At 56.6% G+C, this 14,134-nt stretch carries 13 protein-coding genes; 9 read left to right on the forward strand and 4 right to left on the reverse strand.

Features of this window, described 5'->3' with window-relative positions; translation table 11 throughout:
* Positions 1 to 196: 196 nt before the first annotated feature.
* Together nqrM and J7412_RS11070 are read right to left on the reverse strand one after the other, a co-directional pair.
* The gene (nqrM, locus tag J7412_RS11065) at positions 197 to 445 is read right to left on the reverse strand and encodes a (Na+)-NQR maturation NqrM (protein WP_209065098.1); all 249 of its coding nucleotides are present in this window, start codon (positions 443 to 445) and stop codon (positions 197 to 199) included.
* Positions 446 to 459: 14 nt separating this feature from the next.
* Positions 460 to 1,719, reverse strand: a complete 1,260-nt coding sequence (locus tag J7412_RS11070; RefSeq protein WP_247743871.1) for an FAD:protein FMN transferase — start codon at positions 1,717 to 1,719, stop codon at positions 460 to 462.
* On the opposite strand from J7412_RS11070, the gene J7412_RS11075 reads away from it, so the two are divergent.
* The 9 genes from J7412_RS11075 to J7412_RS11115 all read left to right on the forward strand — a co-directional run bounded on the left by J7412_RS11075 (position 1,711) and on the right by J7412_RS11115 (position 11,657).
* Positions 1,711 to 3,054 carry a Na(+)-translocating NADH-quinone reductase subunit A gene (locus J7412_RS11075; protein ID WP_209078686.1) on the forward strand — a complete coding sequence of 448 codons (1,344 nt, stop codon included), beginning with the start codon at positions 1,711 to 1,713 and terminating at the stop codon, positions 3,052 to 3,054. The genes J7412_RS11070 and J7412_RS11075 overlap by 9 nt on opposite strands.
* 2 nt (positions 3,055 to 3,056) lie before the next feature.
* Positions 3,057 to 4,256, forward strand: coding sequence for an NADH:ubiquinone reductase (Na(+)-transporting) subunit B (locus J7412_RS11080; protein ID WP_209078687.1), 1,200 nt, complete (start codon positions 3,057 to 3,059; stop codon positions 4,254 to 4,256).
* Positions 4,249 to 5,058 carry a Na(+)-translocating NADH-quinone reductase subunit C gene (locus tag J7412_RS11085; protein ID WP_209078688.1) on the forward strand — a complete coding sequence of 270 codons (810 nt, stop codon included), beginning with the start codon at positions 4,249 to 4,251 and terminating at the stop codon, positions 5,056 to 5,058. Before J7412_RS11080 ends, J7412_RS11085 begins: the two co-directional genes overlap by 8 nt.
* Positions 5,058 to 5,711, forward strand: coding sequence for an NADH:ubiquinone reductase (Na(+)-transporting) subunit D (locus J7412_RS11090; protein WP_209078689.1), 654 nt, complete (start codon positions 5,058 to 5,060; stop codon positions 5,709 to 5,711). Before J7412_RS11085 ends, J7412_RS11090 begins: the two co-directional genes overlap by 1 nt.
* Positions 5,711 to 6,319 carry an NADH:ubiquinone reductase (Na(+)-transporting) subunit E gene (nqrE, locus tag J7412_RS11095; protein ID WP_209078690.1) on the forward strand — a complete coding sequence of 203 codons (609 nt, stop codon included), beginning with the start codon at positions 5,711 to 5,713 and terminating at the stop codon, positions 6,317 to 6,319. Before J7412_RS11090 ends, nqrE begins: the two co-directional genes overlap by 1 nt.
* A gap of 13 nt (positions 6,320 to 6,332) precedes the next feature.
* Complete coding sequence (gene nqrF / locus J7412_RS11100) at positions 6,333 to 7,556, forward strand: NADH:ubiquinone reductase (Na(+)-transporting) subunit F (RefSeq protein ID WP_209078691.1); 1,224 nt, start codon at positions 6,333 to 6,335, stop codon at positions 7,554 to 7,556.
* 161 nt (positions 7,557 to 7,717) lie between these two features.
* Positions 7,718 to 8,320, forward strand: coding sequence for an NAD(P)H-dependent oxidoreductase (locus J7412_RS11105; protein ID WP_209078692.1), 603 nt, complete (start codon positions 7,718 to 7,720; stop codon positions 8,318 to 8,320).
* Positions 8,317 to 10,266 (forward strand): cation:proton antiporter, encoded by a 1,950-nt coding sequence (locus tag J7412_RS11110; RefSeq protein ID WP_209078693.1) that lies wholly within the window; start codon positions 8,317 to 8,319, stop codon positions 10,264 to 10,266. Before J7412_RS11105 ends, J7412_RS11110 begins: the two co-directional genes overlap by 4 nt.
* A 2-nt stretch (positions 10,267 to 10,268) precedes the next feature.
* Positions 10,269 to 11,657: an MATE family efflux transporter gene (locus J7412_RS11115; RefSeq protein WP_247743872.1), complete on the forward strand. Its 1,389-nt coding sequence runs from the start codon at positions 10,269 to 10,271 to the stop codon at positions 11,655 to 11,657.
* A gap of 6 nt (positions 11,658 to 11,663) precedes the next feature.
* Here J7412_RS11115 and eda read toward each other — a convergent pair whose 3' ends face one another.
* Positions 11,664 to 12,311, reverse strand: a complete 648-nt coding sequence (eda, locus tag J7412_RS11120) for a bifunctional 4-hydroxy-2-oxoglutarate aldolase/2-dehydro-3-deoxy-phosphogluconate aldolase (RefSeq protein ID WP_209078694.1) — start codon at positions 12,309 to 12,311, stop codon at positions 11,664 to 11,666.
* The gene (edd, locus tag J7412_RS11125; protein ID WP_209078695.1) at positions 12,311 to 14,125 is read right to left on the reverse strand and encodes a phosphogluconate dehydratase; all 1,815 of its coding nucleotides are present in this window, start codon (positions 14,123 to 14,125) and stop codon (positions 12,311 to 12,313) included. Before edd ends, eda begins: the two co-directional genes overlap by 1 nt.
* Between the last annotated feature and the right edge of the window lie 9 nt (positions 14,126 to 14,134).

A 14,134-nucleotide genomic window follows, 5' to 3' on the forward strand; every position in this document is an offset into this window, starting at 1 on the left:
TCGCCTGTTTGGCGGGGCACCGCTATCGGCGTGTTTGGAAAGAAGAGGGGCCAAGGTGGCAGCTTTGGCTATTCGGCCTTGTTGCTGCGTCCTGCCTGCTACTGGTGGCTTTGCTGCCAGTCTCCACAGGCTAAGCTGGCCACAAAAAAAGCCGCACATGATGTGCGGCTTTGGGGGGGCGATCTTTGCCAAGTGCTTAGCTGTCAGCAGTTTTCTCAGTTTCCATCTGCTCAAGCATTTTGCGCGCGCGTGGGCACTGAAGGCGCTCACGCAAAGGGCTGTCTGGATCGATATCCTTGCTGCATACCACGCATTTGTCCGCACCGCTGATGGCGTTCAACCCGCCGCAGGAGCCTTTGATCGTGCGGCCCATCATGATCACGCCAAGGGACATGCCCAGCGTGACGAGCATCAAAAGTACAAATGCGAAGAGGAAAGTTTCCATAAGAGTAGTGCCTTTTAGCCAGCGATGATGGCGTCGAACTCTGTGCTCGGCGTCGCGTTGAAGGTTACATGGTCTGTCTTTGCTGAACGTTCAATAAACAAAGACGCGATCTTGTGTTTTTCTGCGACATCAAGGCCACGCTCTTGCCCAAGCGCAAGCAAAGCGGTCGCCCAAGCATCTGCCAGCATCGCGTTTTCCGCGAGCACCGTCACTGATGCAGTTGCGTGGGTGACAGGACGTCCCGTGTTCCGATCGATGATGTGGGAATAGCGAACGCCGTCCTTTTCAAAATAATTGCGGTAATCGCCTGATGTGGCCATGCCCAAATCTGCCACACCAACCACTTGATGAATGCTGCGGGCAAGTGCGTCAGGTGTCTCGATGGCGATCTGCCAAGGCTGCCCTTGCGCGTTGGTACCTGATGTGACGATGTCGCCGCCAATTTCGACCATGTAGTTGGTGAGCCCAAACTGCGCGAGTGTATCTCCAAGGCGGTCTACGCCAAATCCTTTGCCAATGGCCGAGAGATACATGGCTGCGTCAGGGTGGCCTTTGTAAAGTTGGCCGTCTTTGACTTGCAGCATCTCCTTTTGACCTACGCTGCGCATAGCGGCGGTGATCTCCGCATCGGCAGGGATGATGCCGGGTGGGCGCGCCGCGCCGAATCCCCAGAGGTCAATCAGTGGGCCGAGCGTAATATCGAACTGACCTTCGCTCGCTGCGTGCACGTGATGGGCTGCTTCGAGAAGCGATGTCATATCGCGAGAGAGTGGCAGCGGCGTTTTCAGGGAGTGCGCGTTGATTGTGGAGACCTCTGATGCGCTGTTCCAATTGGACATCTTGATGTCGACATCCAATAAAGTCTCGTTGATTGCGTCTTTGAGTTCTGCTTCGGCGATGCCGGGAGAATTCACGCCGACAATTGAATAGCTTGTCCCCATTGTCTGCCCGCTGAGCAGAATATCCGCCGCCCCGCGCTTACATGCCGCAACGGCCAGCGCCATAAAAATGAAACTGCGACGAGAAAGAGAGGGCATTGCTAACACTTCGTTGTGAGCTTGGAGGTATGAGACGTGTCGTCGATAGCGCATTGCGGCAAAAACGAGCGCTTTTTTTTGTCGGCGGCACATTATTGCTCTGAGGGACAAGAAACAATAGAAAAATGGTCGAATTGCACTGGCTGTCTGGCGAGACTCCGCGTATACGCAGCCGCAATCAGTCGCGACATTCGCAACACTAACCAGCAACGACAGGATGACATTGGCGTGCAGCATTTTGCGCTACGAAAAGGCCTGAATCTTCCAGTCACCGGGGCTCCCGGCGAAGGAATACATGAGGGAGCGGCGGTCAAGACCGTGGCTGTCCTCGGGGCCGATTATATAGGATTGAAGCCACGCATTGCCGTCGCAGAAGGCGACGTTGTGGCTGCAGGAGCGCCGATCATGGCGCATAAAGATTCGCCGGAAGCCAAAGTGGTTTCACCGGTTTCTGGTCGTGTGAAGGCGATCAACCGCGGTCCGCGCCGAGTGTTGCTCAGCGTTGAGATCGAGGTGGATGCATCCGCGGCAGAACCGATGGACTTCTCGGCTGTTGGCGACGTCGCCACACGCGAAGGTCTGGTTGAACGCCTGTGTGCCGCAGGCCTCTGGACCTCTTTCCGCACACGGCCTTACTCCAAGGTTCCCGCGAGCGACGCACAGCCTGCAGCGATCTATGTCAATGCGATGGATACGGAGCCTTTGGCTGGCGATCCTGCTGTTGTGATTGCAGATGCTGGTGAAGCGTTTGCCAAAGGTCTGGCTGCAATCACAGCGCTGACCGATGGCAATACCTATCTGTGTCACGCCAATGGTGCGCAGATTCCTGGTGCCGATGTTGCTGGTGTGACCGTTGCGACCTTCTCCGGTCCGCACCCTGCTGGTCTAGCGGGGACGCACATGCACTTCCTTGAGCCTCCCAGCGCATCCAAAACTGTCTGGACCATCGGTTATCACGATGTGATCGCAATTGGTCGGCTGCTGGAGACTGGTAAGATCGATTCGTCGCGCGTGATCGCGCTGACCGGTCCGCTGAGCAAAACTCCGCGTCTTGTTCGTACGATTGAGGGTGCCTCTCTGACAGAGCTGACCGAAGGCGAGATCGCCGGTGACACGCCTGTGCGTTTGGTCTCCGGCTCGATCCTGAGCGGTTATGCAGGCGAAAGCGTCGAGGCTTTCCTTGGTCGCTACGCACGCCAGGTCACGATCATCGAGGAAGATCACAAGCAAATTCCGATGGGCTGGATTCGCCCAATGCCAAGCAAGTTCTCTTTCTTGCCTGTTCTGGGATCTGCTTTCTCCAAGAAACTCTACCCGCTGACGTCCAACCTGAACGGTGGTCGTCGTGCGATGGTGCCTCTGGGCACTTTCGAAGAGCTGATGCCGCAGGACTACCTGCCAACGCAGCTTCTGCGTGCTCTGCTGGTGATGGACACCGATGAAGCGCAGAAATTGGGCGCGCTGGAGCTGGACGAAGAAGACCTTGGTTTGGTCGGCTTCGCTTGCCCCGCGAAATACGAATACGGTGAAGCGCTGCGTGACAGCCTGACCAAAATCGAACGGGAGGGCTGATAATGGGGTTGCGTAACTTCTTTGATCGGATCGAACCGAATTTTGTGAAAGGCGGTAAGTACGAGAAGTATTTCCCTCTCTATGAGATGGTGGAAAGCTTCATCTACACGCCTAAGACTGTCACCACTGCTGCGCCGCATGCCCGCTCTTACGTGGATATGAAGCGGATCATGACCTATGTGGTGATCGCGACCATCCCATGCATCATCATGGGGCTTTATAACGTCGGTCTGCAGGTCAACTCTGCTTACGGGACCTTCGAGCCTTCCGGTTGGCGCGCGAGCATCATCTCTGCACTGGGCATTGGTTTTGATGCGAGCAATCCGCTGGCCAACTTTGCGCATGGTTTGCTGTACTTCCTGCCGATCTACATCACGACATTGGTCGTGGGAGGTATCTGGGAAGTGATTTTCGCGACTGTTCGCGGCCACGAAGTGAACGAAGGCTTCCTCGTCAGCTCCATGCTGTTTGCGCTGATCATGCCGCCGTCTGCTCCGCTTTGGCAGGTGGCCCTCGGGATTTCCTTTGGTGTGGTGATCGGCAAAGAAGTGTTCGGCGGTACAGGTAAGAACTTCCTGAACCCTGCACTGACAGGGCGTGCGTTCCTTTACTTCGCCTATCCGGCCAATATGTCCGGTGACACGATCTGGACCCCGGTTGATGGTTTCTCCGGCGCGACAGCGCTTTCTGTTTCTGCTTCTCAGGGTTACGACCAACTGGCCGCGCAGGGCATGAACTGGATGAACTCCTTTGTGGGCACCGTTCAGGGCTCCATCGGTGAAACATCTGCGCTGGCGTGTCTGATTGGTCTGGCGTTCCTGCTGATCACAAAGATTGCCAACTGGCGTCTGGTTGTGGGCTGCATGGGCGGAATGATCGGCTTCTCGCTGCTTCTGAACCTGATCGGCTCTGATACCAACCCGATGTTTGCGATGCCTTGGTACTGGCACTTTGTGGTGGGCGGTTTTGCCTTTGGCATGGTGTTCATGGTGACCGAGCCGGTTTCTGCCAGCCACACCAATGTTGGCCGCTATATCTACGGTGCGCTCATCGGCTTCATGGTGGTCATGATCCGTGTGATCAACCCGGCCTTCCCAGAAGGCATGATGCTCGCAATCCTATTCGGTAACGTTTTTGCGCCTCTGATCGACTACTTCGTTGTGCAGGCCAATATCAAACGGAGGGCCCGTCAACATGTCTGACGCTTCCAACGAAAACAAAGGCGCGATTGCACGCTTTCTCGCGGCACCGCCTGACAGCGTGGGTAAAACAGTCTTTATCGCTGTGACCCTGTGTCTGGTGGCTTCGATGATCGTATCTGCGGTCTCTGTTGCGCTGCGTCCGCTGCAGGAGCAAAACAAGCTCAAGGACAAACAAGCCAACGTTCTTCAGGTGGCGGGTCTCTATGAGCCGGGTATGGATGTGCTGGAAGGTTTCAGCGTATTTGAGCCCCATGTCCTTGAGCTGGAAACCGGCACTTTCACCGATGCGTTTGATGCTGCGACTTTTGATGACCGCGCAGCAGCTTCGGACCCGGAACTTTCTGTGGCGCTGAGCGATGACCCCGCGGGCATTGGCCGCCAATCCAAGTTCGTGACAGTTTATCTGCTGCGCAACGACGATGGCTCGCTCGACAAGGTGATCCTGCCGATCCATGGTTATGGCCTGTGGTCGACGCTCTATGGTTTCATCGCGCTGGAAGAGAACGGCAACGACATCTTTGGTCTGCAGTTCTACAGCCACGCGGAAACCCCTGGTCTTGGTGCCGAGGTGGACAACCCACGCTGGAAATCGCTGTGGAATGGCAAGAAGCTGGCTGATGGCGCCGGTGAGCTGCAGATCACAGTTGCAAAATCTGCCTCGGCTGCGGGTGCCGATCACCATGTAGATGCCCTCGCTGGTGCGACACTGACGTCGGTTGGTGTGGACAACCTCGTGCGCTTCTGGATGGGGGAAGCTGGCTTCGCACCGTTCCTTGAAAACCTCAAAGCGGGAGAGATCTGATGGCGCAAACCAAGAGAGACCTTCTGATCGACCCGTTGGTCGACAACAACCCGATCACGCTTCAGGTTCTGGGCATTTGTTCTGCCCTCGCCGTGACCTCCTCGCTGCAGGTGGCCTTTGTGATGGCGCTGGCGGTTACCTCCGTGACCGCGTTCAGCTCCATGTTCATCTCGGTGTTGCGCAACCAAATCCCGGGCTCGATCCGTATCATCGTGCAAATGGTGATCATCGCGTCGCTGGTGATTATCGTGGATCAGGTGCTCAAAGCTTATGCTTATGATGTCTCCAAGACACTGTCTGTGTTCGTGGGCCTGATCATCACCAACTGTATCGTGATGGGCCGCGCGGAAGCCTTTGCCATGAAAAACACGCCCATCGATAGTTTCATCGACGGCGCGGGCAACGGCCTTGGCTATGGCGCTTTGCTGCTGGTTGTTGGGTTCATTCGGGAACTGTTTGGCGCGGGTAGCCTGTTTGGTGTCACCATCCTGCCGACTGTGAACAACGGTGGCTGGTATGTGCCCAACGGTATGCTGCTGCTGCCACCTTCGGCGTTCTTCATCATCGGCTTGCTGATCTGGGCTGTGCGCAGCTGGAAGCCGGAACAAGTGGAAGAGCGTGAATACAAAATTCAAGTTGTGGAGGGCCACTAATGGAAGGGCTTCTCTCTCTGGCCGTAAAGGCCGTCTTTGTTGAGAACCTTGCGCTCTCTTTCTTCCTTGGCATGTGTACTTTTATCGCTGTGTCAAAGAAGATTTCGACCGCGCTTGGTCTGGGTATTTCTGTGATGCTGGTTCAAGCAATCACGGTTCCAACCAACAACCTGCTTCTGACATACCTGCTGGCGCCTGGGGCGCTGGCATGGGCGGGCTTCCCGAGTGTGGACCTGACCTTCCTGGGTCTGATCTGCTACATCGGCGTGATTGCGGCGATGGTTCAGATCTTGGAAATGGTGCTCGATAAGTTCTTCCCACCGCTCTACAACGCGCTGGGTGTGTTCTTGCCGCTGATCACCGTGAACTGCGCCATCCTCGGTGGGTCGCTCTTCATGGTGGAACGTGACTACAACTTTGCCGAAGCCACCACATACGGTCTGTCTTCTGGCTTTGGTTGGGCACTGGCGATCACTGCGATGGCGGGTGTGCGCGAGAAGCTGAAGTACTCCGATATTCCTGACGGTCTGCAAGGCCTTGGGATTACCTTCATCACCGCAGGTCTGATGGCTTTGGCCTTCATGTCCTTCTCCGGCGTGAAACTCTGAAGGGGCAAAGGACATGGAAACATTTACACTAGGCGTCATTCTTTTCACGCTGATCGTTCTGGCGCTTGTGACCATCATTTTGGCCGCGCGCTCCAAGCTCGTGTCTACCGGTGATGTGAACATCACAATCAACGGCGAGAAAACGATCTCTGTGCCTGCGGGTGGCAAGCTGCTGCAAACGCTGGCGGAACAGAAACTGTTCGTTCCTTCTGCCTGTGGTGGTGGTGGTACCTGTGCTCAGTGCCGTGTGCGCATTCACTCCGGCGGCGGTTCGATCTTGCCAACCGAGGAAAGCCACATCACCAAACGTGAAGCGGCTTGCGGTGATCGCCTGTCGTGTCAGGTGGCTGTGAAGCAGGACATGAACATCGAAGTGCCTGAAGAGGTGTTCGGCGTGAAAAAGTGGGAGTGTACTGTGCGCTCCAACGAAAACGTTGCGACCTTCATCAAGAACCTCGTCCTAGAACTGCCAGAAGGCGAAGATGTGAACTTCCGCGCAGGTGGTTATATTCAGATCGAAGCGCCGGCGCATAAGCTGTCTTACAAAGACTTCGCGATTGAAGAAGAGTACCACGAAGATTGGGACAAGTTTAACCTGTGGCAGTATGAATCCACGGTGAGCGAGCCAATCGAACGTGCTTACTCCATGGCGAACTACCCGGATGAAAAAGGCCTCATCATGCTGAACGTGCGTGTGGCCTCGCCACCTCCGGGCAGCCAAGGCATCCCTCCGGGTCAGATGTCATCTTACATCTTCAACCTGAAACCAGGTGACAAGGTGACGATCTCCGGTCCGTTTGGTGAATTCTTCGCACGTGACACCAAAAAAGAGATGGTCTTTATCGGTGGTGGTGCGGGTATGGCCCCAATGCGGAGCCACATCTTCGACCAGCTCAAGCGTTTGGAAAACCGCGATCGCAAGATCACATTCTGGTACGGTGCACGTTCCAAGCGCGAGATGTTCTTTGTTGAGGATTTCGACGGTTTGGCCGAGGAGTTTGATAACTTCGAATGGCACGTGGCGCTCTCTGATGCGCTGCCTGAGGACGATTGGAAGGGCTACACCGGCTTTATTCACAACGTTCTGTTTGAAGAATACCTCAAGAATCACCCAGCACCTGAGGATTGCGAGTTCTACATGTGTGGTCCGCCCATCATGAACCAATCGGTGATCAACATGCTGTTAGATCTCGGTGTGGATCGCGAAGACATCATGCTTGATGACTTCGGTGGCTAAGCCAAACGCAATGAGACATCAAAAAACGCCGTCCCTTGGGGCGGCGTTTTTCTTTGTGTCATGAAAACAGAATTCGCCATTTGGCCGACTGTGTTGGGTTGGTCTTGATCAGAAGCGGTGGCAAGGTGTCGCAGCAGCATTGACGTGGGGAGGCGCCGAATATGCGCGTATTGATCTATCAGGCGCATCCGGGTGCGCAGCATTCGATGGCAAACAAAGCTATGAATGCGGCAACACAGTCAGTGGAAGGCATCGAATTTGTCGATCTTTACGCCAAGTATCCTCGGTTTGATATCGATGTAGCGGCCGAGCAGGAGCGGCTGCTGCGCAGCGATGTGATCCTCTTTCAATATCCACTATTCTGGTATTCTACGCCCTCGATCATCAAGGAATGGCAGGATTTGGTGCTGGAACATGGGTTCGCCTATGGGACTGGGGGAGACAAGCTGGCGGATAAAATCTGGTCGATGGGTATCACCTGTGGCGCGCCAGAGGACGCCTACGGGGCAGATGGTTACAACGGTTTTGCACTGCGCACTTTGCTGACGCCGATGGAGCAAACGGCGCGGTTGTGCCATATGCAATTTCTTTCGCCCTATGTTCTCTATGGCGCTTTGGCCAAGCGCGAGGGGCACGGATTAAGCCCCCATGCAGAAGGGTGGCGACGCTGGTTGGTCGCGTTGCGCGACGACCAAGTGTCGTTTGAATCAGCCAATGCGCTCGACGTCGTGCAAGCCGAAAACCTGAATGAGGTGATCCAATGACCAGCTTCTTGTTGCTTGCCACCGTCATTTTGATTGCGGGTGTCATTGCTGTACCTTTGGCGTCCAAGCTCGGGTTGGGATCTGTCTTGGGCTACCTGTTGGCAGGTATCGCGATTTCACCCATTCTCCATTGGCTTGATGTGGACATCATTGAGATCCAGCATTTCGCCGAGTTTGGCGTGGTGATGATGTTGTTTCTGGTGGGCTTGGAGCTTGATCCGAAGATGCTTTGGGCCATGCGGCGACGCTTGTTGGGGCTGGGTGGTTTGCAAGTGGGGTTGAGCATTGCATTGATTGCAGCAATCGCGATGCTTTTTGGGCTGCAGCCCACCGTTGCTTTGGCGCTTGGAATGGTTTTTGCCCTGTCCTCTACGGCCATCGTGTTGCAGACCCTCAATGAAAAGGGCTTGATGCAGGCACAGGGCGGGAAATCGTCATTCCAAGTTCTGTTGTTTCAAGACATTGCCGTGATACCAATGCTGGCTTTGTTGCCACTCTTGGCCTTGCCGGAATTGGCAGAGCACGGTGCCGATGTGATCCATGGCGGAGGTCATAATGATGGACATGGGGAGGGGCATGGCGATGGCCATGCAGCGATCAGTCTGGTTGATGGACGCCCGGGCTGGCAGGTAGGACTGATAACTTTGGCTGCAATAGGCTCCATTGGTATGATCGGCAGCTTTCTGACACGCCCTCTGTTCAGCTTTGTGGCGCTTGCGAACCTGCGCGAGGTGTTTGTTGCAACCGCGCTCGCTCTGGTGATTGGTATTGCTCTGTTGATGAGCCTCGTCGGGCTATCACCTGCTTTGGGCACGTTCTTGGCTGGCGTGGTTCTGGCGAACAGCGAATACAGACACGAATTGGAGAGCGACATCGACCCATTTCGCGGACTTCTGCTAGGCCTGTTTTTTATGACCGTCGGGGCGGCGATCAACTTCAGTTTGCTTGCTGAGAATCTGTGGATGGTGGTGGGCATCACGCTTGGTGTGATGCTGATCAAAGCCTTGGTCCTCTACATTTTGACCCTGATCTTTAAGCTGCAAGGAGCTGATCGCTGGCTTTTCACCTTGGGGCTCGCTCAGGCGGGTGAATTTGGCTTTGTGCTGTTGAGTTTCACTGTTGCCAACAATGTGCTGCCTCAGGAGGTCGCGCAGATTGCATTGCTTGTGGTGACACTCTCCATGCTGCTGACGCCGGCGTTGTTCATTTTCTACGATCGGGTGGTTGCGTCTAAATTTGCTCATGACCAGGAGGCTGGGGCAGACGAGATTGATCACAGCAGCCCCATTATTGTTGTGGGCTACGGCCGCTTCGGTGGCGTGGTAGCGCGTATGCTGCGGCAGATCGGGGAGCAGCCCGTGCTGGTGGATTACTCCGCAACACAACTTGAAATGGTTCGCCGGTTTGGCACCAAAGTGTTTTTTGGTGACGCCACCCGGCCGGACATGCTTCATGCTGCGGGCATTGATGACGCGAAGATGCTGGTTGTGGCCATCGACGGTAAAGAGCAAATTACGCATCTGGTGGAGTATGTGTCGCGCCATCACCCGCATGTGCATATCGTAGCGCGTGCGGTCGACCGGGAGCATGTCTATGACCTGTACCAGGCTGGTGCAAATGACATCGTGCGAGAAACCTTTGACAGCGCGGTACGGGCCGGGCGCTCGGCCTATGAAGCTCTTGGGATTCATCCTTACCAAGCTGAGCGCTTGGCGCGAAGGTTCACCAAATCGGACCGGAAACTGCTTGTGGACACTGCTTCTGTTCATAAGCCAGGGGTGCGGGCAGGGGACAATCCCGAGTTTGTAGCCTTGGCGCGTGAGCTGAATGAGCAGATGGAAGAAGAGCTGCGCAATGCCAGCACAGGTTTTGGGGTTCAAGCCTCGGACGGGTGGGTGCCGCCACCGGCGAACCTGAAGAAAGATGAACCGGAAGAGGGGCGATAAATTTGGCCAAAGCAGTTTTCCTTCAGGGCGCTTTGATGCGGCATGTCACCGTGATGTCGCTCACCTCGTCCGTCGGCTTGATGGCGATTTTCGCGGTCGATTTTGTCGACATGATTTTCATCTCAATGCTTGGCAACAAAGCACTTGCGGCTGCCGTAGGTTATGCCGGTACATTGCTGTTCTTCACCAATGCGGTCAATATCGGGCTCTCGATCTCTTCAGGCTCTCTGGTGGCGCGCTCAATCGGGGCGGACAAGCCTCAGCTGGCACGTGAATATGCGACTTCGGTTGCGGTGGTCGCCGCCCTGTTTGGCGTTGTGGTGCCGATTGTGGTTCTGAGTTCGTTGGACCCGATCATTTCCTGGCTGGGCGCTGAAGGAGACACGCTGGCGCTCGCCAAGCGGTATGTGAGCATCGTGCTGCCCACGATGCCGGTGATGGGGATTGCAATGGCCAGTATGGCCGTTCTGCGCGCCCACGGTGATGCGCGCCGGTCCATGATGGGCACGGTGTTTGGCGGCGTTGTAAATTCAACGTTGGATCCGATCTTGATTTTCGGCGTTGGGCTGGGACTGGACGGTGCGGCCTATGCCTCCGTCGTGGCGCGACTGGTGATGTGCGGCTATGCGCTCTTTTGTGTGGTGCGTTTTCACAATGGGATGGCGAAACCTGCGGTTGGGCTTTTGCAGCGTGACGCCAAGGCCATTGGCAGTATTGCGGGTCCTGCGGTCTTGACCAATGTGGCGTCTCCCTTGGGCACGGCCATCGTCACACGTGAAATGGCGCGTTATGGCACGGATGCAGTGGCAGCCATGGCGGTGATTGGGCGTTTGTTGCCTGTGGCCTTTGCGGTTGTTTTTGCATTGTCTGGTGCGATTGGCCCCATCGTCGGTCAGAACTTCGGAGCGGGTCAGTTTGATCGCGTGAGAGGTACGCTGCGGGCAGGGCTTCAGTTCCTCAGTGCCTATGTTCTGCTTGCCGCTTGTGTTCTCTTTGTACTGCGAGCCCCCATTGCGGACATATTCGACGCAGAGGGGGAAATGCGTACGCTGATCTTCTTGTTCTGTGGCCCATTGGCGCTGCTACAGTTTTTCAACGGGGTGATTTTTTTGTGTAACGCGTGCTTCAACAATCTCGGTCACCCGATCTACTCAACATATGTCAATTGGGGGCGTCACACATTGGGAACATATCCTTTCGTGCTGCTTGGTGGCGCAGTCTGGGGCGCATCGGGCGTGTTGCTGGGGCAGGCCTTTGGTGGCGCCCTGTTTGCGGCTTTGGCAGTGGCTGCGGCCATTAAAACAATCAACCGGCTCAGTGTGCCTGCGCCGGTTGATCCGTTTGCCAAGGACAGCACGCTGCATCATGTCAGCGGCCGTCGGAACTGGTAGGGATTGTTAGCGCGGCAACTGAGACGCTTCATTGGCCAAGGCTTCAATCTCGTCCCAGGCACCGGCTTTGACGAGCGCAGATGGCGCAACCCAACTGCCACCGGCGCAAACCACGTTTGGCAATGACAGGTAATCACCGGCGTTTTGAGGGTTCACGCCACCGGTTGGGCAGAAGGAAATCTGGGGCAATGGGCTTGCGAGAGAGCCCAGGAACTTCGCGCCGCCTGCCGCCTCAGCTGGGAAGAACTTCAGCATGTCATAGCCGCGTTCCAAGAGCGCCATGGCCTCGCTTGCAGAGGCTGCACCGGGCAGGAGGGGGAGACCCTCGGCCTCACATGCGGCAATCAGTGTGTCGGTGGCACCGGGGGAGACGCCAAATGTGGCGCCTGCGTCTTTCGCGGCTTTCACATCTGCCGGAGTAAGCAGCGTGCCTGCGCCGACCATGCCGCCTGGCACCTCGGCCATTGCGCGGATGACATCCAGTGCGGCTGGCGTGCGCAAGGTAACTTCTAGCGCGGGCAGGCCACCTGCAACCAGTGCCTCGGCCAAAGGTTTGGCGTCAGAGGCATTTTCGACAACGAGTACAGGAACGATTGGGGCCGCGTTGCAGATATCGCGGGCCTGTGCGCTGGCATCCTTTGGGGTGATCGGCATCAATGTGATCCTTCAAAGATAGAGGCTCCGGTGGTGGCAGAGCCGACGGCATTGCGGAAAGTGGCAAAGAGATCGCGGCCTGTGCCGGATTGATACGCGGTCAGATCAGCAACAACTGCTGGGCGTTCTTCGACACCCTCTGTGAGCACTTCGAGGACACCCGCCTCGGCGTCCACACGCACGATATCGCCGTCTTTGAGTTTGGCGATGGTGCCGCCGTCGAGCGCTTCCGGGCTCACATGGATTGCTGCGGGGATCTTGCCTGACGCACCCGACATACGCCCATCAGTGACAAAGGCGACTTTGAGGCCTTTGCCCTGCATGATCGACATCAGCGGTGTCAGGCTGTGCAGCTCAGGCATACCGTTGGCTTTGGGGCCCTGGAACCGCACGACAATCACCACGTCTTCGGTCAATTCGCCCGCTTGGAACGCGGCTTTCACTTCGTCCTGGTCATGGAAAACCCGGGCCGGTGCCTCGACCAAGCGATGTGCTGGAGCTACTGCGGAGATCTTCATCACAGAGGTCCCGAGATTGCCGGTAAGGCGCGCAAGACCGCCCGTTGGTTGGAAGGGATCAGTCGCCGGGCGGACGATTTTGTCGTTGAGCGAAACCTTTGTCCCCGGTTGCCAGATCAAGGCACCGTCTATCAGTTTCGGTTCTTGCGTGTAGTTTTCCAATCCTTCACCGGCGACGGTTTTGGTGTCGCTGTGCAGAAGACCCGCGGAGAGAAGTTCTCCAATCATGTATCCAAGCCCACCTGCCGCGTGGAAATGGTTCACGTCAGCAAGGCCGTTGGGATAGACACGCGCCAGCAGAGGGGTCACGTCAGACAATTCTGCAAAATCTTCCCATGTCAGAACGATGCCGCCTGCGCGGGCCATGGCGATCAGGTGGATCAGCAGATTGGTCGAGCCGCCGGTGGCATTGAGGCCGATCATGCCATTCACAAAGGCTTTTTCGTCCAGGATATCGCAGGTTGGGGTGTAGTTGTTGCCGAGCGCCGAAAGAGAGAGCGCGCGTCGTGTACCTTCTTCTGTGAGCGCATCACGCAGATCGGTGTTGGGGGAGACGAAACTGGAACCCGGCAGGTGCAGCCCCATGAATTCCATCAGCATCTGGTTGGTGTTGGCGGTCCCATAGAAGGTGCATGTGCCGGGGCCGTGATACGCCGCCATTTCGGAGGCCATCAGCTCCGCACGGTCAGCCTCGCCTGCCGCGAAGCGTTGACGGACTTTGGCTTTCTCGTCGTTTGAGATGCCAGAGGTCATGGGACCTGCTGGCAGGAAGACCGCTGGGAGATGGCCAAAGCTTTGTGCCGCGATCACAAGACCGGGCACGATTTTGTCGCACACACCAAGGTAGACGGAGGCATCAAAGGTGTTGTGGCTTAGGGCAACCCCGGCGGCGAGGGCAATCACATCTCGGGAGAACAGGGAAAGCTCCATGCCAGCTTCGCCCTGCGTGACGCCATCACACATGGCGGGAACACCCCCAGCCACCTGGGCTGTGCCACCGGCCGCACGTGCGGCATCGCGGATCAGCGTGGGATAGCGCTCAAAGGGCTGGTGCGCTGAGAGCATGTCATTGTAGGCGGTGATGATGCCGAGATTGCCAGCGGTGCCGGTGGCCAGTGCAGATTGATCTGCGCCCGCGCCTGCATAGGCATGGGCCTGGCCCGAGCAGCTGAGATGGGCGCGGGCCGGGCCTTGGCCGGCCGCTTGTGTCATGCGTTCCAGATAGGTGCCACGGTGTGGTTTGCTGCGCGCAATGATGCGCTCGGTGACTTTTTCAACGGTTGGGTGGAGCGGCATAGGAGCCAT

Source organism: Shimia sp. R9_3 (assembly GCF_017743755.1).
Lineage (GTDB): Bacteria > Pseudomonadota > Alphaproteobacteria > Rhodobacterales > Rhodobacteraceae > Shimia.

What these genes read in the sequence shown, in the direction of transcription:
- nqrM (WP_209065098.1), bottom strand. Translation starts at nt 445, where the DNA reads ATGGAAACTTTCCTCTTCGCATTTGTACTTTTGATGCTCGTCACGCTG.
- J7412_RS11070 (WP_247743871.1), bottom strand. Translation starts at nt 1,719, where the DNA reads ATGCTGCACGCCAATGTCATCCTGTCGTTGCTGGTTAGTGTTGCGAAT.
- J7412_RS11080 (WP_209078687.1), top strand. Translation starts at nt 3,057, where the DNA reads ATGGGGTTGCGTAACTTCTTTGATCGGATCGAACCGAATTTTGTGAAA.
- J7412_RS11085 (WP_209078688.1), top strand. Translation starts at nt 4,249, where the DNA reads ATGTCTGACGCTTCCAACGAAAACAAAGGCGCGATTGCACGCTTTCTC.
- J7412_RS11090 (WP_209078689.1), top strand. Translation starts at nt 5,058, where the DNA reads ATGGCGCAAACCAAGAGAGACCTTCTGATCGACCCGTTGGTCGACAAC.
- nqrE (WP_209078690.1), top strand. Translation starts at nt 5,711, where the DNA reads ATGGAAGGGCTTCTCTCTCTGGCCGTAAAGGCCGTCTTTGTTGAGAAC.
- nqrF (WP_209078691.1), top strand. Translation starts at nt 6,333, where the DNA reads ATGGAAACATTTACACTAGGCGTCATTCTTTTCACGCTGATCGTTCTG.
- J7412_RS11105 (WP_209078692.1), top strand. Translation starts at nt 7,718, where the DNA reads ATGCGCGTATTGATCTATCAGGCGCATCCGGGTGCGCAGCATTCGATG.
- J7412_RS11110 (WP_209078693.1), top strand. Translation starts at nt 8,317, where the DNA reads ATGACCAGCTTCTTGTTGCTTGCCACCGTCATTTTGATTGCGGGTGTC.
- eda (WP_209078694.1), bottom strand. Translation starts at nt 12,311, where the DNA reads ATGCCGATCACCCCAAAGGATGCCAGCGCACAGGCCCGCGATATCTGC.
- edd (WP_209078695.1), bottom strand. Translation starts at nt 14,125, where the DNA reads ATGCCGCTCCACCCAACCGTTGAAAAAGTCACCGAGCGCATCATTGCG.